The organism is Geobacillus jurassicus NBRC 107829, from assembly GCF_001544315.1.
Lineage (GTDB): Bacteria > Bacillota > Bacilli > Bacillales > Anoxybacillaceae > Geobacillus > Geobacillus jurassicus.
This window is the reverse complement of the sequence record NZ_BCQG01000027.1, coordinates 15,592-37,011: the sequence shown is the minus strand read 5'-3', so window position 1 is coordinate 37,011 and position 21,420 is coordinate 15,592. Positions and strand designations below refer to the sequence as shown.

At 49.3% G+C, this 21,420-nt stretch carries 39 protein-coding genes, 1 tRNA gene and 1 pseudogene; 3 read left to right on the top strand and 38 right to left on the bottom strand.

Annotated features, from left to right (window positions below; all coding sequences use genetic code 11):
* Positions 1-9: 9 nt before the first annotated feature.
* From GJ1_RS09565 to GJ1_RS09395, 36 genes and pseudogenes are all read right to left on the bottom strand, one after another.
* Positions 10-315, bottom strand: a complete 306-nt coding sequence (locus tag GJ1_RS09565; RefSeq protein ID WP_066231539.1) for a phage tail assembly protein — start codon at positions 313-315, stop codon at positions 10-12.
* A gap of 13 nt (positions 316-328) precedes the next feature.
* Positions 329-850 carry a phage major tail tube protein gene (locus GJ1_RS09560; protein WP_066231536.1) on the bottom strand — a complete coding sequence of 174 codons (522 nt, stop codon included), beginning with the start codon at positions 848-850 and terminating at the stop codon, positions 329-331.
* 15 nt (positions 851-865) lie between these two features.
* The gene (locus GJ1_RS09555; protein WP_066231532.1) at positions 866-2,308 is read right to left on the bottom strand and encodes a phage tail sheath family protein; all 1,443 of its coding nucleotides are present in this window, start codon (positions 2,306-2,308) and stop codon (positions 866-868) included.
* Positions 2,309-2,313: 5 nt separating this feature from the next.
* Positions 2,314-2,610: a hypothetical protein gene (locus tag GJ1_RS09550; RefSeq protein WP_066231529.1), complete on the bottom strand. Its 297-nt coding sequence runs from the start codon at positions 2,608-2,610 to the stop codon at positions 2,314-2,316.
* Entirely contained in the window at positions 2,603-3,085 is a 483-nt protein-coding gene (locus tag GJ1_RS09545) for a hypothetical protein (protein ID WP_066231526.1), read from the bottom strand. The genes GJ1_RS09550 and GJ1_RS09545 overlap by 8 nt, the downstream gene beginning before the upstream one ends.
* Positions 3,086-3,643 (bottom strand): phage tail protein, encoded by a 558-nt coding sequence (locus GJ1_RS09540; protein WP_066231524.1) that lies wholly within the window; start codon positions 3,641-3,643, stop codon positions 3,086-3,088.
* 5 nt (positions 3,644-3,648) lie between these two features.
* On the bottom strand, positions 3,649-3,978 hold the full coding sequence (locus tag GJ1_RS09535) for a hypothetical protein (protein WP_066231520.1): 330 nt from the start codon (positions 3,976-3,978) through the stop codon (positions 3,649-3,651).
* Positions 3,971-4,411: a hypothetical protein gene (locus GJ1_RS09530; protein ID WP_066231518.1), complete on the bottom strand. Its 441-nt coding sequence runs from the start codon at positions 4,409-4,411 to the stop codon at positions 3,971-3,973. Before GJ1_RS09530 ends, GJ1_RS09535 begins: the two co-directional genes overlap by 8 nt.
* 13 nt (positions 4,412-4,424) lie before the next feature.
* The gene (locus tag GJ1_RS09525) at positions 4,425-5,441 is read right to left on the bottom strand and encodes a major capsid protein (protein WP_066231516.1); all 1,017 of its coding nucleotides are present in this window, start codon (positions 5,439-5,441) and stop codon (positions 4,425-4,427) included.
* A gap of 14 nt (positions 5,442-5,455) precedes the next feature.
* Positions 5,456-5,812 (bottom strand): head decoration protein, encoded by a 357-nt coding sequence (locus GJ1_RS09520; RefSeq protein ID WP_066231514.1) that lies wholly within the window; start codon positions 5,810-5,812, stop codon positions 5,456-5,458.
* Entirely contained in the window at positions 5,812-6,879 is a 1,068-nt protein-coding gene (locus GJ1_RS09515) for a head maturation protease, ClpP-related (RefSeq protein ID WP_066231510.1), read from the bottom strand. The genes GJ1_RS09520 and GJ1_RS09515 overlap by 1 nt, the downstream gene beginning before the upstream one ends.
* Positions 6,824-8,383: a phage portal protein gene (locus GJ1_RS09510; RefSeq protein WP_245629369.1), complete on the bottom strand. Its 1,560-nt coding sequence runs from the start codon at positions 8,381-8,383 to the stop codon at positions 6,824-6,826. The genes GJ1_RS09515 and GJ1_RS09510 overlap by 56 nt, the downstream gene beginning before the upstream one ends.
* Positions 8,380-8,562, bottom strand: coding sequence for a DUF6148 family protein (locus GJ1_RS19045; protein ID WP_242662782.1), 183 nt, complete (start codon positions 8,560-8,562; stop codon positions 8,380-8,382). Before GJ1_RS19045 ends, GJ1_RS09510 begins: the two co-directional genes overlap by 4 nt.
* Before the next feature lie 66 nt (positions 8,563-8,628).
* The gene (locus GJ1_RS09500) at positions 8,629-10,461 is read right to left on the bottom strand and encodes a phage terminase large subunit family protein (RefSeq protein WP_066231506.1); all 1,833 of its coding nucleotides are present in this window, start codon (positions 10,459-10,461) and stop codon (positions 8,629-8,631) included.
* A complete protein-coding gene (locus tag GJ1_RS09495; RefSeq protein ID WP_066231590.1) occupies positions 10,436-11,032 on the bottom strand; it encodes a hypothetical protein in 597 nt (198 codons plus the stop codon). The genes GJ1_RS09500 and GJ1_RS09495 overlap by 26 nt, the downstream gene beginning before the upstream one ends.
* 180 nt (positions 11,033-11,212) lie before the next feature.
* Positions 11,213-11,284, bottom strand: a tRNA-Arg gene (locus GJ1_RS09490).
* Between the two features lie 251 nt (positions 11,285-11,535).
* Positions 11,536-11,829: a hypothetical protein gene (locus tag GJ1_RS09485; protein ID WP_066231505.1), complete on the bottom strand. Its 294-nt coding sequence runs from the start codon at positions 11,827-11,829 to the stop codon at positions 11,536-11,538.
* Between the two features lie 149 nt (positions 11,830-11,978).
* On the bottom strand, positions 11,979-12,521 hold the full coding sequence (locus tag GJ1_RS09480) for a site-specific integrase (protein ID WP_066231503.1): 543 nt from the start codon (positions 12,519-12,521) through the stop codon (positions 11,979-11,981).
* Positions 12,518-12,958, bottom strand: a complete 441-nt coding sequence (locus tag GJ1_RS09475) for an ArpU family phage packaging/lysis transcriptional regulator (RefSeq protein ID WP_066231585.1) — start codon at positions 12,956-12,958, stop codon at positions 12,518-12,520. The genes GJ1_RS09480 and GJ1_RS09475 overlap by 4 nt, the downstream gene beginning before the upstream one ends.
* A gap of 23 nt (positions 12,959-12,981) precedes the next feature.
* Positions 12,982-13,176 carry a hypothetical protein gene (locus GJ1_RS09470; protein WP_066231583.1) on the bottom strand — a complete coding sequence of 65 codons (195 nt, stop codon included), beginning with the start codon at positions 13,174-13,176 and terminating at the stop codon, positions 12,982-12,984.
* 116 nt (positions 13,177-13,292) lie between these two features.
* Complete coding sequence (locus tag GJ1_RS09465; RefSeq protein ID WP_066231500.1) at positions 13,293-14,033, bottom strand: phage antirepressor KilAC domain-containing protein; 741 nt, start codon at positions 14,031-14,033, stop codon at positions 13,293-13,295.
* A 52-nt stretch (positions 14,034-14,085) separates the two neighbouring features.
* On the bottom strand, positions 14,086-14,307 hold the full coding sequence (locus GJ1_RS09460; protein ID WP_066231498.1) for a hypothetical protein: 222 nt from the start codon (positions 14,305-14,307) through the stop codon (positions 14,086-14,088).
* Positions 14,307-14,513: an XtrA/YqaO family protein gene (locus GJ1_RS09455; protein ID WP_259463499.1), complete on the bottom strand. Its 207-nt coding sequence runs from the start codon at positions 14,511-14,513 to the stop codon at positions 14,307-14,309. The genes GJ1_RS09460 and GJ1_RS09455 overlap by 1 nt, the downstream gene beginning before the upstream one ends.
* Before the next feature lie 196 nt (positions 14,514-14,709).
* The gene (locus GJ1_RS09450) at positions 14,710-14,970 is read right to left on the bottom strand and encodes a hypothetical protein (protein ID WP_066231495.1); all 261 of its coding nucleotides are present in this window, start codon (positions 14,968-14,970) and stop codon (positions 14,710-14,712) included.
* A gap of 15 nt (positions 14,971-14,985) precedes the next feature.
* Positions 14,986-15,084, bottom strand: a pseudogene (locus GJ1_RS19040) (dUTP diphosphatase); the annotation flags it as partial.
* A gap of 83 nt (positions 15,085-15,167) precedes the next feature.
* Complete coding sequence (locus GJ1_RS18660) at positions 15,168-15,329, bottom strand: hypothetical protein (RefSeq protein WP_167346104.1); 162 nt, start codon at positions 15,327-15,329, stop codon at positions 15,168-15,170.
* Between the two features lie 68 nt (positions 15,330-15,397).
* Positions 15,398-15,586, bottom strand: coding sequence for a Fur-regulated basic protein FbpA (locus tag GJ1_RS17835; RefSeq protein WP_074044209.1), 189 nt, complete (start codon positions 15,584-15,586; stop codon positions 15,398-15,400).
* Between the two features lie 232 nt (positions 15,587-15,818).
* A complete protein-coding gene (locus GJ1_RS09430) occupies positions 15,819-16,805 on the bottom strand; it encodes a DnaD domain-containing protein (RefSeq protein WP_066231488.1) in 987 nt (328 codons plus the stop codon).
* A 48-nt stretch (positions 16,806-16,853) separates the two neighbouring features.
* On the bottom strand, positions 16,854-17,081 hold the full coding sequence (locus GJ1_RS09425) for a hypothetical protein (RefSeq protein ID WP_066231486.1): 228 nt from the start codon (positions 17,079-17,081) through the stop codon (positions 16,854-16,856).
* Positions 17,071-17,466 carry a hypothetical protein gene (locus GJ1_RS09420; RefSeq protein WP_066231485.1) on the bottom strand — a complete coding sequence of 132 codons (396 nt, stop codon included), beginning with the start codon at positions 17,464-17,466 and terminating at the stop codon, positions 17,071-17,073. The genes GJ1_RS09425 and GJ1_RS09420 overlap by 11 nt, the downstream gene beginning before the upstream one ends.
* Positions 17,463-17,717, bottom strand: a complete 255-nt coding sequence (locus GJ1_RS09415) for a hypothetical protein (protein ID WP_245629370.1) — start codon at positions 17,715-17,717, stop codon at positions 17,463-17,465. The genes GJ1_RS09420 and GJ1_RS09415 overlap by 4 nt, the downstream gene beginning before the upstream one ends.
* Positions 17,718-17,968: 251 nt before the next feature.
* Positions 17,969-18,136, bottom strand: a complete 168-nt coding sequence (locus tag GJ1_RS18655; RefSeq protein ID WP_167346103.1) for a hypothetical protein — start codon at positions 18,134-18,136, stop codon at positions 17,969-17,971.
* Positions 18,136-18,315 carry a hypothetical protein gene (locus GJ1_RS09410; protein WP_157068369.1) on the bottom strand — a complete coding sequence of 60 codons (180 nt, stop codon included), beginning with the start codon at positions 18,313-18,315 and terminating at the stop codon, positions 18,136-18,138. Before GJ1_RS09410 ends, GJ1_RS18655 begins: the two co-directional genes overlap by 1 nt.
* A gap of 17 nt (positions 18,316-18,332) precedes the next feature.
* Positions 18,333-18,854, bottom strand: coding sequence for a helix-turn-helix domain-containing protein (locus GJ1_RS09405; RefSeq protein ID WP_066231480.1), 522 nt, complete (start codon positions 18,852-18,854; stop codon positions 18,333-18,335).
* The gene (locus GJ1_RS09400; RefSeq protein WP_044736635.1) at positions 18,841-19,068 is read right to left on the bottom strand and encodes a hypothetical protein; all 228 of its coding nucleotides are present in this window, start codon (positions 19,066-19,068) and stop codon (positions 18,841-18,843) included. Before GJ1_RS09400 ends, GJ1_RS09405 begins: the two co-directional genes overlap by 14 nt.
* A 62-nt stretch (positions 19,069-19,130) precedes the next feature.
* Complete coding sequence (locus GJ1_RS09395; RefSeq protein ID WP_066231478.1) at positions 19,131-19,328, bottom strand: hypothetical protein; 198 nt, start codon at positions 19,326-19,328, stop codon at positions 19,131-19,133.
* Positions 19,329-19,397: 69 nt separating this feature from the next.
* On the opposite strand from GJ1_RS09395, the gene GJ1_RS09390 reads away from it, so the two are divergent.
* Positions 19,398-19,886, top strand: a complete 489-nt coding sequence (locus GJ1_RS09390; RefSeq protein ID WP_055357813.1) for a hypothetical protein — start codon at positions 19,398-19,400, stop codon at positions 19,884-19,886.
* Here the strand turns inward: GJ1_RS09390 and GJ1_RS09385 are convergent.
* Together GJ1_RS09385 and GJ1_RS09380 are read right to left on the bottom strand one after the other, a co-directional pair.
* On the bottom strand, positions 19,864-20,160 hold the full coding sequence (locus tag GJ1_RS09385; protein WP_047752237.1) for a hypothetical protein: 297 nt from the start codon (positions 20,158-20,160) through the stop codon (positions 19,864-19,866). The genes GJ1_RS09390 and GJ1_RS09385 overlap by 23 nt on opposite strands.
* Before the next feature lie 47 nt (positions 20,161-20,207).
* Entirely contained in the window at positions 20,208-20,453 is a 246-nt protein-coding gene (locus tag GJ1_RS09380) for a helix-turn-helix transcriptional regulator (RefSeq protein WP_174520111.1), read from the bottom strand.
* A 176-nt stretch (positions 20,454-20,629) separates the two neighbouring features.
* Here GJ1_RS09380 and GJ1_RS09375 point away from each other — a divergent pair, with 176 nt between their 5' ends.
* Both GJ1_RS09375 and GJ1_RS09370 read left to right on the top strand, forming a co-directional pair.
* Positions 20,630-20,992, top strand: a complete 363-nt coding sequence (locus GJ1_RS09375) for a helix-turn-helix domain-containing protein (RefSeq protein ID WP_066231476.1) — start codon at positions 20,630-20,632, stop codon at positions 20,990-20,992.
* 35 nt (positions 20,993-21,027) lie between these two features.
* The gene (locus tag GJ1_RS09370) at positions 21,028-21,393 is read left to right on the top strand and encodes a helix-turn-helix domain-containing protein (RefSeq protein ID WP_066231473.1); all 366 of its coding nucleotides are present in this window, start codon (positions 21,028-21,030) and stop codon (positions 21,391-21,393) included.
* Positions 21,394-21,420 lie beyond the last annotated feature (27 nt).

The following is a 21,420-nucleotide window of genomic DNA, read 5'->3' as shown; positions in this document are numbered from 1 at the left end:
GCCTCAACGTCATTTTTCGGATGTCTTTTGTCCCTCTGATTCCGTATCGATTAAAAAAAGCTGCACTTGGGCTGTCACTTCAAGGAAGTCAGACCAATGCAGCTTCTGCAGATCGTCAGCAATCATCCCGGCTGCCCGAGCTGCGATTGCCAATTGTGTTTCTTGGCTAAGGATGTTAAAAGACACTTGTTTTAATCTCAATTCTTTCTCGATCGCTAAGATGTCCGCACCCGTCAATTTCTCTAAATCCAACTTAATCGTATCAATCTTTTCGCCGTTGACTTCAATCGGCCTAGCTAGCTTTACCTCCGGCACTTGTCTTCCCTCCTTACATGCCTAGTGCCTTGCGAACGCCAGCGAGATAGTCCGTGCCGTTCACAACGTATTTATAGTTCAATTTATCGAGTTCCACCAACGTTTTTCCATTGATGTCGATCTTGATGTATGAGACCTCGAATTCTGTACTGCCGTCATACGGCGATCCTTTTTCCATTTTTCCTGGATCGTTTTTCGTTGGGACCCCACGTACAAAAACCCGGCACGGCACTTGAGAGTATACGCCTGACGCTGCGTCCAACACTTGGTTGGCGCCACGGCAATCAAAAGACATGACCTCCGGCGCCATGACGGAAGCAAAATTCTCATTCAGAATCCGCCAGTTCAATGTCAGTTTCATCGATTGGAAATGACCGATGTTCGGCGACTCATACTCTCCGGCGATGCCTGCACCTCGCACAGTTTCGGTCATCGCCTCGAACGACGGGAGCTGGAGATCTGCCACTCCGACTAAGTGCCCACCATCCTTATACACGCGAAAGTCATTGAGTCTTTCAGGAACGAGATTGGCCATCTATATACCCCCTTATTATGCGAATAGCGTGTCTAAGTACGACACATCGTACTCAACGATGAACTCAATTTCTTCAGCCGGCGTCGGCGGCGTGACGAATAAGTGAAATTTCACCTTCCCGGCCAAGAGATCGGTTGTCGGATTCTCTTCTTGGCGAAACTCTACGCGACCGCCGAGCAGGGCGCCGATAGCTGTCAATCCGTTTAGCCACACATTTACACTGTCGACGAACTGGTCGATTAACCGCGGGTTTGTCGGGTCATCCACATTGCCCCAGAAGGACAGGATTAAAGTGTTTTCGATCCAATTGAACATCCGACGGACAGGGATAAATGAATCTTTCACGTCGGTATTGGACGGGTATACGCTCGTCCGGTTGCCCCAGAGCTTCCATCCGCCAATAAAATTCAACGCCGTCACGATGCCATTCGCGTTCAGGTATGCCGCCTGGTCTTGGCCAAGCGAGACCTCTTGCCCGTTTGCCACGAGGGTATCCATGACGAGTGATTTGTTCGACGGCGAGACAAACGGGATGCCTCCGTTCGCTTCATCCACTTGTGCAGCCACCGCTGCTGCGTGAGATGACATGTTATACACTTTATCGCCGAGCTTCACGTCTCCCCAAAACACATCCATATACTCGTCGATCAGCGAGTTTGCGTTCTTGTATTCAACCGCTTTAGTATACGTGTTGGCCGCCGTCGTATCTAAATCAACATACGCCCGAGCTTTAAACACACCATTGATGCTTTTGACTTTCGCGCGCATTACAGCAGCGATCGATGTCTTCTTGCTGTACTTAGGCACAACTAAGATACACGGGGTGAGCTGGAGAGTCGGGAATACAGAGTTCAACAACTCCAAACCAGTCGTTTTTCCTGTCGTCGCATCATACCCGCCGATAATATCACCGTCGGTCACTTTTGTTGGGTCCAGATATGAGTATGAGACTTGGAGAGATGTGACCGACGATGTAATCTGTCCGCCTTCCACAGCCGCGATGACTACTCGGCCCTGGTTATCGAACGAAGCCGTGTAGTCCCTCCCTTTTGTCAACGTAGTTCCGGCTGTTGTTTTCACTACAAGCGTGGATAACAGCACACCTTCTCGATCGATGACCGCTTGTTTGTTTTGTACATTCACCGATTGGTCCGATACATCCGTCTTGTGCTTCGCCGGGTCAAGAACATTGATGAAAACGACCGGAGATACGTTATACAACCGAAAATGGGTGTCCATCACTTCACAGAGGGTGAAACTCGAAAAACTATCACTATACCCTAGCTTTTGCGCCGCTTCGCTAAACGTGAATGCTAAAACAGGTCTGTTTACAGGCATCTCTTCCGTTAAATTGACTGGCGCTGTTCCGATCGCTACCGTCAACGCAGACAATGCCTGCACCGGAGATTTTACGCTCGTCGAATTCTCCGAGATGCTAATACCGTGTTTATACGCCATCTAAATTACCCCTTTCTAAAAAAATCAACCGTCTCTCGGTAAAAGACCGATTCTGCAGACGCCGGATCTTTTAAGTTGTTTTCAGCCAGCGCCAATCGTTCCGGCGGGACAAATAGTTGTTTCAACGACGGGCACTTTTCACAATACCCTTGCAGATGCGTCGGGATGCCGTTCGAAAAAATCGTGTATCTCGTCAATAATCCTCCTGGCAGCGATGGTCCGATGTAAACCAACGGTTGCATATCTTCCATGTTATCTGCCGTCGCCACCGCCTCTTTTTCCGCTTCTTTTTTCTTAGACATACATTATCCCTCCCTCGCTCTGTACAGTCGGCATCATATACTCTGCGGTGATGTACCCGACCCACTCCGGAGCATACTGCTCTTCGGGGATGTCAATCGACAATCCTTCGACGTTGAGTTGATATGCCCCAAACACCGGCTGTCTTAGCATCTCGTTCCGGATGCGTGTCAGCACATTCAGCACATCCCTAAAGCCTACTTGCGGGTCATCACACACCGTTCCAGCAATGATATGGATTTGTGCCCGGTTAATCCCATCTTTCACCCGCTCGCCCACATATCGCACGATGACGTGAGGGAAATCGGGCACATCTTGATCTTCCTTACGCCGTTTTGGAGGCAAGTATTGTTGTCGCACCTCTGGCGCCTTGCGAACCCCCTGATGCGTGGTCTGTAGATTATACTGCGACACCCACTGCTCGATCCTCTCCGTCAGCGCATCCACCAATCCTACGCTCGTCATGAGATGAGACATTTAAACTTCCTCCAGAACCCGGCTGATTTCGTGATCTAAACGTTCTTCCAGTTTTTCTTGCGCCCTTTCTTCCACCCATTGAGAAACATTCCGACTGCCAATCATCTGAGGAACAGAAGGGCCGTACAACTGCCGAATAGGCAATCTAGGATTACCGACGCGTTGAAAAACGCCGATATAACCCGACGATCTCATCTGGGCTGTAAACGCACGCGCAATCGGGCCGCCTTCTCCCCTTTTCACCGTAGCTGTTAACGGCTTCCTACGTCGTGGTTGCGGTTTTTTGGGCGATACCCGAAATTTAATGAGCGGGATAACGGACCCTCTTGAAACTACACTCGCCGATAAATCAGACTCGCTCGCCGGATAGATTTTAATGGTGTTGATGACATCACCGTGTTTGATGATGTATTCTTCTCTAACTTTTCTCGCCGCTTCTGTTCGCGCAGTATAAGCCGCCCGGTTGATTGCTCGCGAGGCCGCTCTGGGGATTTTTTCAGGCGTTTCCGACAGCGCCGCTTCCAACCGTTCCATATGTTCGACTTTCAATTCAATCATACAGATCACCCTTCATTCGCTGTTGCTGTGATTTTCAATACGCCAGCATCCTCAGCGACCGCCGTCACGTAATAATCATCACCATCGATATAAATCTGTTGTCCGATCACTGGCTTCTCATAGTCACTCGCCTTTACATACACGACTATGGTCGCCTGATATATCCCGTCTGTGATGCGATATAAGTCGACTGGATCGCGCGGGCGTTCGCCGAATTGGTCTTGGTCAACGATCGCCAGCACTTGCCGGCCGTCAATGTCGTGATATTCAGCGAATTCGTCGACGTTGAAGAATGTCGATACCTCTCGCTCGGCGTATGTTTTGAAATTACTCATGTCCTAACCTCGCATCGATCATCTCAATGACTTGCTGGCGCTCCGGCAGCTCCTCGAAATGATAACCAAGTTTTTCAGCGAAAAACACCAGCGAATGGTCATCAAACGCCTCGATATCCACACCGTTTTTCTGCGCATCATCAAAGAGGATGTCACAGATTTCCGCGTTTTTCATCTTTTGATCCACATCAACACCGACTTTTTTTGCGTATGAAAATAATTCAGTGCGCTTCATGGCGTGCAGCGTGGCCTTGAACGCCGCCATCCCGTCGGCCTCTTGCTCCTTTGACTCCACGCCCGGCGCCGTAGGAATAATCTCTATCGCTTTTAATTGCAGCAATTCCTTTGCTGCATCAGCAGAAAGCCCGGTGATCGTCTCACCAGGCTCATAAATCGTATGGTTATGTTTCACTCGCCAAATCGCCCGATACATGCGATGCGCCTCCTTACAGCACCGTTGCGACATAGATGCTGTCAATGTGTTGCGGAACAGGCAATGGCCGCGAAATCAACTGTACCCAGCGCGTTGACGGGTCTTTTTCTACCCACGAACGAGGAATACGTGGCAAATCCAACGTGCCCATCTCCATATCGATATACGCTCCGTAGAGCATATCGAACCGCGCTCGGCTGCTGGCGATAGCCACTGTCTTCTCGGGCACCATCGGCTTTTCTGCACCATCGTCATCGATATACCACTCGTCGTATGAGTAGATATTGAGTCCGAGCTCGGCGATGCGGCCAATGTATGTCGCTCCGTTAGGCAGTGCTTGCGGGTCGATCTGCCCAGTTTCTACCAAACGCAGATCGAGCATTTTTTGCACTTGCTGGTTTCTGAGAAACTCATCCACGACCTCACTCGAGAAGATCGCGATGTCCGGAGTAATCCCTGACGCCTTAATGACTTGCAATCGCCAGCGTTTCAGGTCGGCGAGTGGGTCGGCCGTCGACTCGTTCCACCTCGCTCCCGACGCAAGAGCCTCACGGTTAGTTAAGCCGAAGTCAATGATTTCGTCGACGCCGTCACCTTTGATGTGAATCTGACCCGTAAACAACGCTTGGGCGCACATCCATTCCTCGCGACGAGTGATCATATCGTCTAATTCAGCTAAATCCCGCCCTAATTGTTCAGCTGCGCGTTCGTCCGGAGAAACCCCAGAGTATAACGCCTCGCCTGCCAGGCGCTTTTGCAAATGCTCAGCCGTCGTCGGCATCTTCGGATTGACCAACGGCGCTTTATACGTATTGGTCCGATACCCTTCACGCTCTACGACTTTCCCGGATCGACGCGGATGGACGAACGGAGCCATGCGACGCCGGCCCTTTACAATGTCAACGTCTACATATTCGGTATCAAATGTACGCTGATTGTTGAAAAACGTATCTTTAAGGAATGTTTTTGGCGGCTTCATCTGACGCACGGCTTCGAGCATCGTACGAGTGCTGTATAAATCAATCGCCATTCTTCGCTACCTCCTTATCGTACAACCGACTTGATAAAAATGCCGACGGCACGCGCAGATGCTTTGTGATCCGCAACCGTATCGCCGGCAGCGACTGTCAATGCGTTTTCGTTGAATTCGCCGGTCAAGTAAACTGTAGCTTGCACATTTCCATTTGTCGTATCCGCATTTTCGGCTAGGACTGCGTATACCTTCTCGCTGCCGTCCGTCGCCGCCTTCGACACGACTTTTGCCAAGCCGGTCGCCGTCACTACTCCCAGCAACGTGCCGCGCGCTAATACTCCTTGACCTGCCGCTACCGTCACAGTATCATCCACCTTCGGCATGACGTGGCCGGCAAACAGGTTGTCCGGGATGTAAACTTCGCTCATTACTTAACACCTCTTTTCTGATTTGCTACTCGTACCATTGTGCTGATGACCCTGTCTTTCTCATCATCCTTAACTTGCGCCGCAGACTGATAATCGAGTTGGTTGACCGGAGCCGCATCTTGAATGGCCGCTGCCAAACGATTGACTCCTGACGACTTCAATACGTTGACAATTTTGATGGCCACCTGCTCCGCTGTTTCGCCCGTTTCGTATCGTGCTTGATTCAAAATCTCTTCACAACCCGGCGCTTCCAGCTCCTGCAGAGCCTTAAAACGCTCCCGTTCTGCTTTTACGCCATCGTTATAACCTTCCTGCTTCACAGCATTGTAAATGTCCGGATACTGTTTCGCTAAAATTTCTACAGTCAGTTCCATTTGTTGATTCACCTCCTTTCCTGTGTTGCTTGTAGCTGTCGCGTCAATCTTAGGTGGGTTTCTAAATCCTGTTATATCGAACGACAATCCGTTCATCACCAGCATCCCTCCTTTCATAGATGCCGCGACTGTTTTTCTCTCGTCAATCTCATCGATCAAACCATGCTCCAGCGCCTCTTCCGCTGTTAGCCACGTTTCTGCATTGAGCAATTCAATGAGTTTGTCGCGATCGATCCCTGATTTCTCTTGATATGCTGCGATAATCGATTCTCGGATTTTGTCCAGATCATCGGCGATTCGACGGAAATCGTTCGCGTTTCCCCATCCAAACGTCCACGGATTATGAATCATCATCATGGCGTTGCGTGGCATCACAACTGTATCGCCAGCCATGGCGATGACAGACGCGATGCTGGCCGCCAACCCGTCGATATAGACGGTCACTTTCGCCTGATGGCTACGTAGCAAGCTGTGAATGGCCTGACCTGCGAACACATTTCCGCCGTCGCTGTTGATTCGGACTCTCAGCTCTGAGATGTCCCCGAGACTTTTAAGCTCATCAGCAAACTGCTTAGGAGTGATCTCGTCGCTCGACCAACTACTATCGCCGATCCGACCGTATAACAGTAGTTCGGCACTATTCTTCGTTTTCGACGCCCGGAACTCCCAAAACTTCTTGGTTTTCTGAGGCATTCGTTAATAAACCTCCTTCTCGCATCATCTTTTCTTCTTTCGTTCTTTGGCGGACAATCATCTCAAAGTCTGAACCCGTCAATTCTGTGGCCTCTCTCGCTCTCGTGGAGAAACCTTCCTGGACGCGAATTTTTGCTGCGTTCACTTCTTTGAGAGGATCGATCTGACCTTGCGATGGTCCGTACCACTCAGCGTTTGAATACGCCGCTCGGATAATCGGATCATCAAAAAAGCCAGGAGCGTTAATGCGCCCTCTGGCCACTGCCTCGTATAAAAACTCATTGTATATCGGCTTGCAAAACTTTGAAATCAACCACGACCGACGCATCCGGAACATCTTCCATGCCTCCAACAACGCTGCTCGGCTGGCTGAATATGAGGCCGTAAAGTGTTTAACCAACACTTCATAAGGAATTTCAAGCGCCGCGCCGATTTGACGGGTCATCGACATGACAAAGCTATCAAACGCCGTGTTCGGCCGCGCCGGATTCACTTCTTTTACATCTTCGCCTTCCCCTAGCGCTATGATCGCGCCGTTGCCGAGCTCGTAACTATTTTCATCCGTCACATCAACCTGTTGCTCCAACGGCACTGCCTCGCCAAGTGGCGTCTCTGGCGTTTTTGAGGTGATGAATACAGTGAACATCCCACTCACAACTGCCGCCATCAGCTCGGCTTCACTGTACCGAGTCAGCTGTTTCAGCGATTCAATGACCGGAGCGAGAATTGGAACACCCCTCCGCTGTCCTGGCCGTTCAAACTCCATGAGATGCAGCACGTTTCTCCGACCGGTTCTTTCACCAAACACCGGCACCCGCGCCCACTTGTTTTGCATACTTTTGCTGTCCAATGGGTGCTTTTGCGCAATATAGTAGGCAATCGGCGCTCCGAACTGATCCACCTCGATGCCGCCGCGAATATTCGGACTGGTCACTCCCGGCGGATTACACACCCGATCCGCTTCGATTACAGCGATTTTTAGTGCGTACGGGTTCCCCGGCCTCTCGATCATCGGCATCGTACAGAAAACATCACCAGACATCAGCATGGACAGAAAAACGAGCGCCTGCATCTCATAAAAATCGAGCATTCGTCCGGCATCGCAGTCCTCGGCCCAAAGCTGAAACTCTCTCTCAACGTGCCGCTCCCACTCATCCGCCTCTTCGTCACTCATTCCTAAAAAATCGGCGTCAATCTGTGGTTTTACACGCAATCCGTACCCGACTACGTTGGTCCGCAACGTTTTTAGCGCCCCTGTGGCCAACGGACCGCCCATATATAGGTCGCGAGAGCGCTGGCGCAACACCTCTAGGTTGTCTGTGATGTCATCATCCGGGCTGCCACCTTTATGGTTCCAGCCGATCAGAGACTTTTTCGTCCGGCTGGCTCCGTGATTGCCGTACCCCGAGTTCAATACCCTCAATGTCCGCCTCGCTGCTTCGCGCCGAAGTGCACGTTCTGGAGAGACAACTTCGACGACCTTATCAATCATCTTTTGGATCATAGGTCACGCGGTACGACTCTCAGCACACGCGCACCGCTCCCCCTCCCTTTCTCAAGCCGAGTGACTTCATTGCTCCAGAACTGTATGCGCTTTGCGATTTCACCTAAATCGGCTCTAGTCAGTTCTCTCGTACCAATCCTGTATCTCTGGCCTGTTGAAACGGCCAGCTCCGCGTCCATCCATGCTTGTAGATGCTGTCGTGCCTCTTGCAAGGTCCATGCTCCCATCGTCCATGCCCCCTTTCCTTACAGACTGATCCCCTTGCTGATGAGTCGACGGCGTCGCGACTTCATCCCGCTCGTCATCGGGCTATTTTGCTTGAAATAGTCTCCCTTTTTTTGAGATTGCGCGATCATTTCTAGATTCGGATTTAAGATTTCGAGTGCAGCTGTCGCATAGTTCCGGCAGTCAAGAGGCTCGTTTCTTGTGCCAGGGCGCTTGATCCACTCTAGCTTCGGTCGCCCCTTGTGATACCGAATGACCCTTTTTTCTGAGGTAAGACCATCAAAATACCGTTGGTCATACCCCTTTTCCGGTTCAATCGGAAAATGGCAATAGCCGGCCTCGCCCGGAAACTGCACTTTTAGGCGTGACAAAATCAATTCTTTTCCTGCGTCAACGCCGATTGTGAATAACGGAACCCGTCGCCGGTTCGTTCGGCTGGCGCGGCTCACGATCGGAATGCCCTCGCCGCCTTGACCCTTAATAGCGAATATTCTTCTGTGCTCACGAGGCTTCACGAAGTCATATACCTCGGTGGTGTAGTGACCTCCCGAGTCGATGCAAGTACAAGCGATGCCAATCGCAACGCCGTCAGCATATTTCCATGTCCGGCTGAGATACTCGTCAAGCTGCTGCCATACAGCCGGTTGTCCCGGGTCACCGTAGATTGCCCGATATTCAATACCCCATGACTCTTTTCCAACACCCCATCCAACCACTTCTATTTCAAGACGGTCATCCTGTACGTCCACGCCGGCTGTCAGAAGCAACACGCCGTCAGGGACTTCACAATTATACCGCTCGCGTCGATTAACAAGGTCATTGGATTCAACGCCATCGCCTTGTTCTTCCCATGCCTCGCCGAGAGTCGTATTTACCCATGCTTTCAGCCGTTCGGGCCCTCCGGCCTTCGCTTCTTTGAATTCCTGGACGATCGTCGACCATCGTTTCCATGGGCTAGCTAACTCATTTAAATGAAATCCTCGGACTTTAATGTTTTTTGCCTTAGCGACCCATTTGCCTTGGCCAGCCTTCCAAGCAAACTCATCGTGACGCGCGCCGCAGTGAATGCACTCCATCGTCACGTCGTCAAACCGGATCTGCGCCCACGTCAACGGCTGATACTTCCCGCAGGTTGGGCAAGGCAAGCACCACTCTTCCTGGCTGCTACCTAAAAAAGCCGCTTCGATGCGGCTTACTCCCTTGATGGTCGGCGTGCTGACATAGACCTTTTTGCGATTGAAAAAGGTGGTCGTTCGTTTTTCCGCGAGTGTCAACGGGTCCCCTTCAGCGCCGGCGCTCGCTGGAAAACGGTCTACCTCGTCGGCCAACAGGATCCGGATTGGTCGGCTGGCCAATCCCGACGGCGAGTTCGCCCCGACCATCGTGATGTGTCCGCCGGGAAACGTCTTGTGCAGAACGGTATTCCCGCTGTCTCGGCTTCGGGCGTCTGCCACTTTCCCTCGAAGCGCTGGTGTATCGCGCAACATCGGAGCAAGACGGTCTTTCGAGAACGCCTGGGCCATCTGCAACGTCGGTTGCATGACCATGATCGGGGCCGGGTCGTAGTCAATATGATACCCGATGATGTTGAGGAGAATCTCCGTTTTCCCGACCTGCGCACTTGTCATGACCACCACCGTTTCCACGGCCGGATCGTTGATGGCATCCATGATCTCACGCTGGTATGGAGCTCGATCCGTTCTCCACTGTCCAGGCTCAGCTGATGACTCCGACGACAAACGGCGGTATAAATCTGCCCATTCGGAGACGGTCAATTCCGGAGGAGGCGCGACCACTTGGGCAATTTCTCTAAATAGCCCCTCGGTGTCATTTTTCCTTCTTTTTACGGCCATCGCGCCGCTTCTCCTTTTCTGTTATGTCCCCGCCAACCTCCTCGCTGCCTTCCTCCGTTTCATCCATGCCTATCGCTAACTTGTCCTTGCTCTGCGCATAAAAGACGTGCGGGTCATACTCGGATAGCTCTTGCAAGGCCTCATATACCTCTTTTTTGATGATGTCCTGCACAACAGCTAAGTCTGTTTGGGCTAACAGGCGAGGGGCCGTTTTGCTCGGTATCGCCAGTACGCGCGCCCGAAACGCCGACAGCATATTATTCATCACGCGTCGGACATCTTCGGATCGATGCAACTCCCCGCGCATAATTTGCAGTTCCAACTCAACCTTTTGGCGGTTTGCTCTTGTGAGAAGGGTTTTTTCTTTCGTGAGGTCGAGCTCTTCCTCAGTTTTTTCGGCCTGTTCTTTGATAAAAGCGATGTACCGCTGGACGGATGCTTTTAGGTCATATTTTCCTCGGCTGATTTTCACCAATGCCTCTTCTTTTTCCAGCTGACGAATACGCCGGTCGCTCAAGCCGAAGATTTCCGCAAGCTCAGAGGTCGATACTTCAATTGTTTTTCCTTTCAACCCCTGTTCTGACAAGAGTTTCACCACCTTTCACGACAATCCGGTCGAACACGGCGGACCGGAAACGGAAATGGACTCCGCCACCCTGTCGCTGGCCGTTTTTCGGGGCTCGCACGACCCGCACCCCGACCGGGAGCCAGAAGGACCCGTGAGTTATCCACAGCTATTTTGGCTTTTCAGCGCCCTTGCCAGGACTTGAACCCGGACTCTCAGGGTAGAAACCTGATGTGCTATCCATTACACTACAAGGGCAAAAATGAACAAATAAAAAAGCACCCGATTAGTCAGGCGTTCTTTTTTCTTGTGCTTTGGTTTATTCTCATCATGCAATTTGTACATGGTATCACCTCAAATGAAAAACGCCACCCGACCGGGTGACGTCAGGTGAAGGAGAATCTCAGGCTTTGGTTCAACCCGCCCTATGCTACCATCATATCACCTCAACGGCCAAACAATCCGCCAAAAATCTGCCTTTTTTCTGCCACTCTTATGTTAACTTTACCTCACCAATGCCGACTCCCCCGCTTCCTGTTTTTCTTAAACAACCGCCTGGCCATCTCGTGCATTTCGTCTTTCGGCTTGCTGCGGATGATGTTGGATACATCCACCGTCGTCAGTTTCCGCTTCCCGATCCGGTACCCCTTTTTGTTTAGCTCTTGCACCACCTTTGTGACACTTTCCAGCTGGACGTATAAATAGACGGCTTCGTCTTCCATCGTGACCGGCGTGTAACTTTCGATCTTCTGAATGTATTCTTGCAAGTATTCGATGCGCTTTTTCGCTTCCTCGACTAACACTTGCTTTCCCTCCAATGACTTCACTTCAATTTACAGACTGATGCACTCGCCCTGTTCATGAACCCCTTGATATTTCTAGCTTCAAGCTATTTTACAAAATGAGTGCACACCATGATTTTTTATGTTGTACTAATAGCAAAAAAGAAAAATCATATCTTGTATTTCATCATCGCCTTATCCATTGCATCTTGATTTACGCCGATATACTTTAAGGTGATATGTGGGCTTGAGTGATTGAACAGCTCTTGAAGCATTGCAACGTCTTTAGTCTGCTGGTAAAAATGATAACCGAACGTCTTCCTCAGCGTATGCGTGCCCACCTCATCTAGTGACACGTATTCAGCCGCATCTCGAAGGATGCGATACGCTGTCGAGCGATCAATAGGACGGTTCCCACCTTGCCGACTTCGAAAGGCATATTCACCATCCTTGAGCGTTTTGGCGTATTCAATCAGCTCCTTTCGAATGGACGGCGGGATCCGGATCCGCTTCTCCTTTCTCGTCTTCTTTTCCCGCAGTTTCAAATGCGTCTGCAGCAAATCTTCCTTCTTCAATTGCAATAGGTCTGATATTCTCAGTCCTGTGTTGATGCCGAGGACAAATAGGATGTAGTTGCGTTTGTTTCGCTGCAGCAAATATTTCTTCATGGCTGCAATCTTCTCCGGATCGCGAATCGGCTGAACAAAGTTCACGATAGAGTCACCTCGCTTTTTTCCTCGCGATACACTTCGATTTTTAAAGCAAAGGCGAGCTTGTAAAATGCTCTCGATTTCAGCCGGTAATACTTCCGTTCACTCATGCCAAGCTCAGGATACACTTCATAGTCGTAGACATCCTCCCATGACATATATCGTCGGACAATAATGGCACGCTCCCATTTGCTTAGACGATTCACCGCACTTGTAATCCGCCGGATGTACTCGTCTCGCTCACGCTCATAATCGACGTTACGGATTGCGATGTTCTCTGTCGAGGAGCGAAGCTGATTGGACGGCGCAGGAACAAGTGAATAACATTGTGTGACTCTTGGCATTTGGTCGAGCCGAAGCGTCAGCAGGTAGACCCGGTATTTCTCCAGCGCCGCCTCCACCGCCCTTTTAGTAGCCGCGCGATCAATCTCTGGCAACATGAACTCTCTCAACGTTCTCCCTCCTATCGCTGGCGGAATGCGCCGCCTTTGCCGCGCCGATACACCGGACGGCAGACGCCCATCAGCTCCTTAATCTCCCGCTCCGTTAGCCGTTCCTTGTCACGTTTTTGCTTCCGTTCTTTTCGGTTCCACTCCGGCCGATAGGCCATGTTATTGGCCTTGATCCATTTTTGCATTTGATCCTGCATGGTGCGCATCCGTTTTCCCTCCCCTTTCATCGCAAAAGAAAAGAGGACACCAATCATACAGGGATCTCCCTGCATCATCAGTGTCCTCACGCTCTCGGTCTTGGACATATTTGGATTTACTCCCATTATATCAAAATGGCTGCCTTTTGTAACAAGATTCGGAACGTTTCTCGTCCCTTCGGCGTCACGAGCGTCTGCACATCAGCTCGTCCATTTCGTTCCCACTCCTTCAACTCAAATAAGGACGGTACGTATTGAGCATACGGCTTCAACTTTCCTTTTTGGTCTCGATATATATACTTTTTCTGCAGCAGCCAATCGATAAATGCCTTTGGTTTGATTTTCAGTTCCTTGGCCGTATCCCTAAAGTTTGTCAACAACCGCCGATCAACGAGTGCGTCAAAGTAGTCGGCTTTCGGTTGCATCGCCGCGATCTGTTCATTTTGTTTCCGGACCGTTTCTAATGTAGCGCGGAATAAAAGCTTTGTCTGCTCGTCAGCATGTTTTAGATAGGTTTCGACGAACAAATCGTCATTCGCTACATAGCCGCCAGTTTTTCGTATGGTCGGAATAACCTCGTGCGTAATCCAACGTTTAAATTGACGCGCTTCTGGCTTGTTACTTGTAAGTATCAAAGAATATAGTCCTGCTTCGTTTACAACGGTTGTCTGCTGTTGGCGCCCTAATGAATCGATGAGGTAAACTTTATTTACCTCATCTTCATCAAGCCTAGATACCGCCATTTTATGATTAGAATGGTTCAGTATATCACAAACATCTTTTGCTACAAACCAAACTTCATCATTCTTTATAATCGTTCGTACTTGACTGCCGCTGTAAATAAACACTTTTTGCAATTGATTCATCCAAAATCCCTCCCATAAACTACACCACTATCTCTCAAAAATGAAGCAGAATTTACTTTTCCGTGATATTTTTTCTATCCTCTTCACCGACAATGACGATGTCATCCTTCCCCTGAATCCCTACTGCCGCTCCGAATTGAAAAACGAGCTTATATGGTGTGACCCCGTTATTATTTTCTTGAACTATGCCGATCAATCCACTAAAAAACCCGCGTTTTTTATAAGCCAACTTACCAATCAATTCTCGATCCAGTTTTTCCTCCCGCTTCCGCATTAAAACAACTCGCTTTCCTCATACTTAATCCGCGCTGTCTTGCCTTTTGCCGTCTCAATGATCGTATAGCCATGTTCTACTGCCTCTGCTACCTTTGCTTTCCCTTGCACACCATCGATGACAATTACAAGCACCTTGCCAGGCACAACGGGATGCGAAACCGTCATGTTATCTATATCAATCTGCAATTCTTGTGCTCTTCTCACTTGGATCCCTCCATGTGGTATAATTGAGGTGGACTGTCGGGAGGGATCCCGGCTTTTTTGTTTCATTCGATCACTTTCCACCCTCGCCGAATCTTGCTTCGCAGCTCACATTTTCGCAACGGCTCATATACATAAACTGCATCATGGTTTTCTCTGCGATATAACAAATACCATTTGGCCTTCCGCTTACGACGCTTCATTCAATATTCACATCCGAATTTAGCTTTTCAAGCGTTATTAAGTGCGCATATTTAAACTTCAACACCTCGCAATACACGACGGCATCGATCATTTCTTGCTGTAAATGCTCCAGCCACTCGGTGAACGTATAATGCGCTGGAGTCACAGTCGTTCCGTATTTCTGAATTCCTTTTTCAGTCTGTGTCTCAAGCAACTTTTGCACGTTGCGGAGGATTTGATTTTTGTTAAGTTCATCCAGCCAATGCTGAGCATCCATTGTAGTCGCCACCTCTCAATATCCGCATTCCTGGCGGTGATGGTTGAGCGCATTTTTTCGGAGATATTCAGCCTCAATTTGATCAAATGTGAAACCTAGCTGTTTCCCTAATCCAAATAACTCCTGCCCGCTAAGTCCTTTCTCTTTCACAATGCGTTCGTCTAACTCCCTCTGCAGCTTGAATAGTCTTTTCAGTTTCATCGCCGTGTCCCCCTTGATCTCGGCCAGCGCCAGTCAATGATTCGGCGGTTGTCGTCATCGTAGTATTTACGCGGACGATTTCGGTATGCTTCCAGTTCTTCCGGCGTGAGATAGCTGATTTTCACTGGTCCATGCAGTGATTGACGTTGTTTTTTCATGGTCTCTTCCCCCTAATCGTTGTTTCATTTCTTGCCACGCCCGATGCTTATATATTTCCGGGCACTCTTCAAAGCGAATGATGGTCACCAGTTGCTGTACGGTCGCCTTGGACCAATCCATGTGATTGATCACCTCTCACCCGTTCGTATTCACGTTGAATCTCTTCTGTGGTCAGTTTTGAGAGCGCCCGGCCATCGCTAGCAGAAAAGATGCCTTTCCGGCGCAAGTGCTGAATGAGTGCGTATTTCAGCAACATCAAACCGATCACCTCCCACTCGTTTGGAGCTTTGTAAATAGCGCATCCAGGCGTGACACAGTGTAGTCTTTGTTATTGATTTTCACCGTCAGCAAATTGGTTCTTGTGATGCCACAGTGCTCAAGGATATTGAGAAAATCCGCCTCCGAGCATACGCTGGCCGTCAAACCGATCACCGATCCAACCTCATTCCGATACTCCAATCGGATCCATATCGGGTATCCCACGACGATCACCCATCTCTGTATTTTTTCAGACGTTCCTCAAGCTCTCGGCGCGCCTGTTCGACGTCAAAGTCGTCATCCTCCGGTTGGCTATAGTCCATCTTCAGCCAGTCCGGTACGATCTCGGTGCGCACTGGAGTCCGCATCTTTCGGCCGACGTCGGAAACAGTTGAGGCTTTACGTTTTTTCAGTTGTTGCTCCCGAAATGCCAATTGTGCCGCTCTCACCTGGTCAACGGTACGATAGCCTTTTTCGAACCAGTCACGCAAAATGGTTTCAACGTATTTCCACGTCTTGGCCCCGTTCTCCACCGCGATTTTCAACGCCTCTAAGACCAACTCCTCGGACGTATCGTCCACCCAGGAGACGATCTTTTCTCCTATGTAGCTGCCAACGGTGCCAAAGCCGTTTTGTTCAACGAATTGAATAATCTCTCGGAAGGAATGCACGCGCGCGTCTTCTTCATCATCTTCTGTTTTAATCTCTGTGGTATTCTCTGCTGTAATATCTGGTATTGGTCTGGTCAAGTTGAACGCCTCGACTGGCCAATTTGAGCAGTTGGACTGTTCATCTTGAACGGATGGAGCGACGATTTCGTCAGTCGTCTGCTCATTTTGAGCAGTCGAAGTGTCATCTTGAACCGTCGTCTGTTCATCTTGGTTAGACGGTTGTGTGAATTGAGCTAGTTTGTCATAGTCGATCCGATACCATTTCGTTTTGTCGATCTTCGAGCGATTGAAATTCGCCGAGACGATGATCCCGATCTTCTCCAGTTTGGTGATGATCCGGCGAATCGTGCTTTCTGACCAAAACGGGAATTGCTCCCGCCAGTCCTCGTAAGTGTTATAGACCCACTTATAGCCGTCATGGACGTTTTCGCTTTTCTCGAGCCAATAATGCAGCTGCTGAACGACGATGCTTTCGTTCAGTCCGATCGCCACGGCGAGTTGTGGCAAAATAACCAACGGCTGATCATCTAAAAGCAAGGTTGCCATGTCATCCCCTCCCCTTGAAAAAGCTGTTTTGCTATGGCATGATAAAAACTAGAGTTCTGAAATAAAAAACTGAATCCCGCCAATTTCAAGCTCGGAGGCCATTTCATTAGCGATCCGCCGGCACTCGGTTACAGTGAGCGCGTAGACGAGTGCTGTTTGGATCGTCTCGAAATGGCCGTTTTCCTTCACGACAAATTCCACTTCAAATAGCATATTCTTCGCCCTGGAAGCATATCGTAGAATGGGAGCTTCCGGCCCTCCTTTCTCAACCAGCATCAGAAATGCCGCCTTTTTGCAACAGTTGTTTCAACTTCTCATAGACGGCTTTTGGTTCTCGATTGAGCCGATTTGCGAGCTCATCAATCGTCAATACCTTGCGATGATGCCAAAGGTAGAACACTTCCTCTGCCGACCACCGTCCCTTTCGCTTTGGTGTGTTCTGCGCCTGTTCCACAACCGGCTCTCTAGGTTGGGGATCGGCCGGAGAATCACCTTCAAGAAGAGCTGCCAGTTGCCGCATCTCTTGACTGACCGGGCAAACTTGCAAACATACAGTGCTTCGATATTTGATCCGCTCGGGGCACGTGCGGCAATGTGAATCGAGCAATTCGCAGATTTGCAGCCGGATGTGCCTTTTTTCATGTTTATCAAGCTTATTCACGCATTCCGCTCCTCTCCCAGCTTCACAAAATCAATTTGAATGCCGCGTCGTTGCATATCTCGTATAATGCTCAACAACTGCTGACGCCGGGCTTCTTTTCGTTCGAGTTCTTGCAACTGTCTGACTAAATACTGCAACTCAGACATCTCAATAACCATCGTTTCATAATCGCGGTTTTGCAGCGCCTCCTGTATGTACTCGATGCACCGTAATGCCTTTTGCCGCAAATCCGCCTCTTGATAAACGATCATATGGATCACCGCCATTCCTCCTTCGTTATGATTTCCTCCAGGCGTTGTCGCAATGACCATACATGTATTGTGGCGCGGCTCCCCTTTCGGATCGTCGCCCGCTCTCGCTCGGCCTGGCCGGCGCTCATGCGCACCGACTGAAGCACAAGCGCTTGCGGGCTGGGGGCACACCCGCCGCCTGTACTCCAGTCGGCAAGCATGAGCTTGCCTTTTGGTTGGCAACATGATATGTTTGGGATAGGGCTGGTTTTTTAGGAAGCAGTGAGCGTTTGGCTTGCTGCTTCTTTCATGCTGACAAGCTTTGCTTTGGCTTCTTGCTCAATGGCTTCGATCAACTCCGGATGATTGCGCAACTCGGCGCATACCTCCCGAACTTCTCGGGCTGTCATTAATGAACTGGCTACCCATACCACGTACATTACCACCACTCCTTCCGTGATTGTTCCAATCGTTCGTTCATTTTCTTTTTCCACCCGAGCAGTGCTTTCCCATATTCGCTATTGAGTTTTCGCTCTTTTGAAAGCCGCACAACTTCACTTGTATACCAATGGATAGCCTCAACATCCGTCATTTCTGCTAAATTCGGCAGTTTAAACACTGTTTTTTCCTCCTTTGTCATTGTCGAATGAATCCTTTCGCTTGCAGTTTCGCACGATGCTTTTGCCACATTTCCCACCAGGAAAAGCCGTAATCCATGCAAATGACCGCAACGTATTGCGTGAGAGCGACAATCGCGTCGATCGCCTGCATCATCGCCTCTTCCAATCGCTGTTTGTCAAACTCTCGAATCGACCTGGGATGATTCGCCACACAGACACTTTCGATCGCCTCGAGAGCTTCTGTGAGCTCCTCGCGTGTTTTCATCGCCACACTCGCCCGGTGAAGGTCAACTGCATCCCCATCGAGCCTCACTGGCCCCCAGCCGGTATACTCTGCCGCTGCCTCGAGCGCCACCCACGGATTGTTATGCTTTTCAGCGAAATATTTCGATATGTTCGGCTGCACCCGATATCGCCCATTTTCCTGGTGCGATACCGATTCGCGAGATTCATAGATTTCAAACGATAGTTGTTGCTGCGTCATCCCTGTTTTCTGCCGCGCCGTTTTCACCGCATCGGCCGCTCTACCGCGTTTCATCCTCCGGGCTCCCCTTTCTACCATCCACCTTTAATTTTTCTGTTACATTATCGATAGAACGGTAGCAATCCAGCACCGCCTCGGCGATTTGCCGCAGGATCGGATTACCTTTTTGCCATTCTTGCTCAAACCATTGCTTTCGCTCCTCTGGGCTCATGAGTACCAATGGGGAGTGAACGATCACCGTCGTGTTGCCGTATTTGAATTCCTTCATGCCCGCATTCCCCCTTTGTTCATGTTTATGCGGAGCATGAGGGGCATTTGATGACATTCGGTTCACCTCGCATCATAGTATCTAACCATTGTCTGATAATCGACGACCGGCGCTGTTTCATTCAACCAATCGAGCACCTTGGCGATCCCCAGCGCCGCGTCGTCTTTCGTAAATGCCGGGTCATCCTTCAGTTGCATGATGATCACCAGCAGCCGATGCTTCAGCTCGGCCATAGCCCATTGATCCTGAATGGTGTTCATGCTGTCACCTGCCTTGAAGGATTTTCCTTCCCTCCTGTCGAATGATGGCAACGGGAAGGGGGTGATAACATGTACTCTGTTCAGCAATTGCAAGCTTTGGATTGCTTACTAAAAAAGGTTGTCGGAGATCACTTCAAATTGGTTATTGAACTTAATGGCCAATACTGGTACGGCGATTTTGTTCGATTGGACGGAAATGCCCTTTATCAGCACTTCATTGACGGCATAGGTGCTATTGAGAAACATACATTTTACATTGACAGCCCTAATGCACCTAATATGGTGAAAAAGATTTGGCAGTCTTATTTGGCTGCAATCGAACCATTTCGTCGTCATCCTTTTGGGAGTAATCCCTTTGAGCGTCTCCGTGATTTGCCTTTGCTTTTTGAAACTTTGGTCAACATCTTAGCTAAAGCTGATATTGCCGATGAAGACAGCCCGCTTTCGCCTTGTTTGTTTAATGCCCGATCACTTAACGGTGACGGAAGTTTACCCTTTATTTACTTAGGGAACGAAAAACTTAAATTAGTTTCTCTTATTCGGATTGCCGAAGAATAAGTTTCCAGTACCATCTGATGCGATCGTAAATCGCTTCTTCTTTTTCGATCTCTGATTTGTTTTCGTCAGCAAGGATTTGAGAAATCTGCTCTTTCAAGTGAAAGAGTGGATTTCTCGCCACTTTTCTTTTAGGGATTTCGATCGCTGCTCTTTCGATCCAGCTGGTGAATTCGTGTTCATCCATCTTTTCGATCTCTTCAGGGGTCGGTAAAAACTTGCCTAACTGAATGTTTTTCCTGAGCAACTCAATGAACGTTTGCTCTTGATCCGTCATCCGTCTCACCTCCTTTGCGGGCAAGGGGATATGTTTTTGAAAACTTCTTATGATGATCCTGTTTTACGCAACTTTTGGTTACCTTCTGTTTCAAAAAAAATTGTCCAACTTATCCCAAGGACAGGCGCGATTTTTTTTGCCACGTCAACAGATGGTCTCCTATCTCCATTTTCAATCATACTATAGTACTGCCTTGTGATGTTTGCTCCAGACAGGGACACAACCTGTTCTTGAGTTAATTGTTTGGCTTCTCTGGCCTTAATTAACATATCCCTAAGTTGTTCTTTGGTCACTATCTATCACCACCTCACAGCAACCAAAAGTTGCTCATCTAATTTAAATTATACGCAACAAAAAGTTGCTGTCAATACCAAAAAGAAATTTTTAGTTTCCTTCCCACTATTTTTATTTGTGGCAACAATATGTTGCATTATAATTGTTTATAGATGAGCGAAAAGAGGGATTTTCGATGTTCCCCAAGAGACTCAAAGCATTGAGATTGCAAAGAAAATTAACCCACCAAGATATGGCCGATTTATTGGGCATCACTAGACAAGGTTACTCAAAATACGAAAACGGCCAAAGTCAACCGGACATCGATACAATTAATAAACTGGCCGAGTTTTTCAACGTCACCACCGACTACCTCCTCGGCCGGACTGACCATCCGAACCCACCGGAGCAGGATGACATGCCAGAGGAGCTCAAGGATCCCGAGCTGGGGTTGTTCTTCAAGGAATTGGCTGAGGCGCCGGAGGAACGGCGGGAGCAATTACTGAAGATATGGGAGATCCTGAAGAGCGAAGGGGATCGGAAACCAAATGGCAGGTGACGTTTTTGGGGTTATATTTGTGATAGGTGATTATTATGACTTTTGGTAAAAGACTCCGCTTCTTGCGGAAAAAAATGAATATGACTCAGAAGGACTTGGCTGATAAGTTCAGTCTCGGCGAGAGCACAATTGGAATGTATGAAAGGGATGAAAGAGAGCCCTCTTTTGAATTCGTTAGACAGCTCGCCGACTTTTTCAACGTCACCACTGACTACCTCCTCGGCCGAACTGACCATCCGAACCCGCCGGAGCAGGATGATATTCCAGAGGAGCTCAAGGATCCGGAACTGGGGCTGTTCTTTAAAGAACTGGCTGAGGCGCCGGAGGAACGGCGGGAGCAATTACTGAAGATATGGGAGATCCTCAAGAGCGAGGGGGATCGGAAGACAAAAGATAAATGAGCTTGTTACTTTTAGGGGAGAGGAAAC